This is a genomic window from Thermogutta sp. (assembly GCF_014359955.1).
Lineage (GTDB): Bacteria > Planctomycetota > Planctomycetia > Pirellulales > Thermoguttaceae > Thermogutta.
Map to the genome: position 1 here is coordinate 1 of NZ_JACIYL010000909.1, position 1,620 is coordinate 1,620.

Annotated in this window: 2 protein-coding genes; both read right to left on the reverse strand. The window is 58.6% G+C overall.

Going from position 1 to position 1,620, the window contains the following annotated elements:
- A partial coding sequence (locus tag H5U08_RS18115) for a CHAD domain-containing protein (RefSeq protein ID WP_297036347.1) occupies positions 1–719 on the reverse strand: 719 nt, incomplete at its 3' end.
- 314 nt (positions 720–1,033) lie between these two features.
- On the reverse strand, positions 1,034–1,620 hold a 587-nt coding region (locus tag H5U08_RS18120; protein ID WP_297036350.1), incomplete at its 5' end, for a PIG-L family deacetylase.

Consider the following 1,620-nt stretch of genomic DNA (forward strand, 5'->3'; position numbering starts at 1 on the left):
GCCCATTCCTGAATCTGCCTCAAAGCTTCCACGGCGACTTCCGCGAGGCTTCCCAAAACTGGCAAAAGGGACTCCAGAGAATACCGCAGCTTTTTTGCTTTGATCCGGAAGACATGGTGACCGTCCTGGTCGGCCGGGTCACCCAGTGATGCTGCCGCCTTTTGAAACGCTTCCAGACGCCGGTGGAGAATCGAAATCTGGAACGTCATTCGCGCGGCGTCTCGCGCGTGATTTCCAGTTGATTCGCTCTGGGGCGTGCCTTCGTCGCCCCACCGCTTCCACCAGCGGCGCATATCGCTCAATGTACCCGATCGCAAGAATTTTCGCACGGCCCGCCGGACCTTCGGTTGAAGCCGGGCTCGCTCTCGCTCCAGATGCGCCAGCCAGTAGGTCACGCCGGGAATCAACTGCACGTCTTCAACTCGCGCGATGTGTTGCGAGGTGGCCTGGATCTCAACGTCCAGATCGCGGGCTTCACCCAGTTTCTTCGCCAGCGGGCGAATGCTCCGCCGCCACCGCCGGACTGTTCTTTCTCCAAGGATATCCTTAAACACTCGGAAACCGGTGCGCAGTCGGCGACACGCCACCCGGACCTGATGGATGGCTTCCACATCCGCTCGGTCAGAAGCCCCTCGCAGCGAGCGACCCAACCGCCGCGCATGCCGGCGGAGGTATTGTCGCGTGAGGGGGAGTAAACTGTGCTGAACCTGAGCACCCATAGCAGTCGGACATCGATAGAGCAGGGCCACTCATTCCATGGTAAACGGGGCCACCTTGTTACCTGACGTGCCTCGTGATGCCATAAGTATACGCCATACCGTAACAACCATCGGCCCCCAAGAGCCGGGGAGGCCATGGATCCGCCCTCCGCCCAGCTTAAACGCCTATCCTGAATAGAAGTTGTCGGCCGCCCAAACGGTACTTTTGGAAGCGTCGCCCAAGTTGATGGAGACCGGAATACCCCCAAGCGTTTCTGGGCGGACGGGGAATTTTCCCAGCCGACGTCTCGGCTCTTTTCCCAGATTCCCGCACTTCAGCCCAACAGAAAAGCCCGGAGATCCCGAATACACACGCCTTCTTTCACAGCAAACCCCTCTCCATAGGCACATCCACCGAACCATCCGAGGGATGCCGCAATCGCTTTGAGTTGATCCAGGAACGAGAGAGGTTCCACCGGCCTCCCGACGATGACCTGACTCTCGTAGCAACGGACCACGTCCAATTTTCGATCAATCACATCAGAAATGTCAACAATAAAATTGGGCGTGAGCGGTTTTCGAAGATGAGTGCAGTAGTAGTAATACAATCGGGGCGGATAATACGGGTCGCCTGGAAGATTCGTTTTGGTCAGTTTCGCCCAAAATCGGGCGGCCTCCGCTATTTCCGTGACGGCCCAGTGGTCAGGGTGAGCATCTTCCCAATAGGGACAAAAGACCGCCTTTGGCCGACCAAGCCGGAAGACGCCCGCCAGCAGTGCGCGCGCCTCCAGCGTAGGTTGCATGGAACGGTTTGGCAACCCCAAATTGACTCGCCAGGCCAGGCGAAGAAGCTCGGTTGCACGAGCTGTCTCCCGGGCACGGATCTCGGAGCTTCCGTAAGGAGTCGGCTCACCGTCGCTCA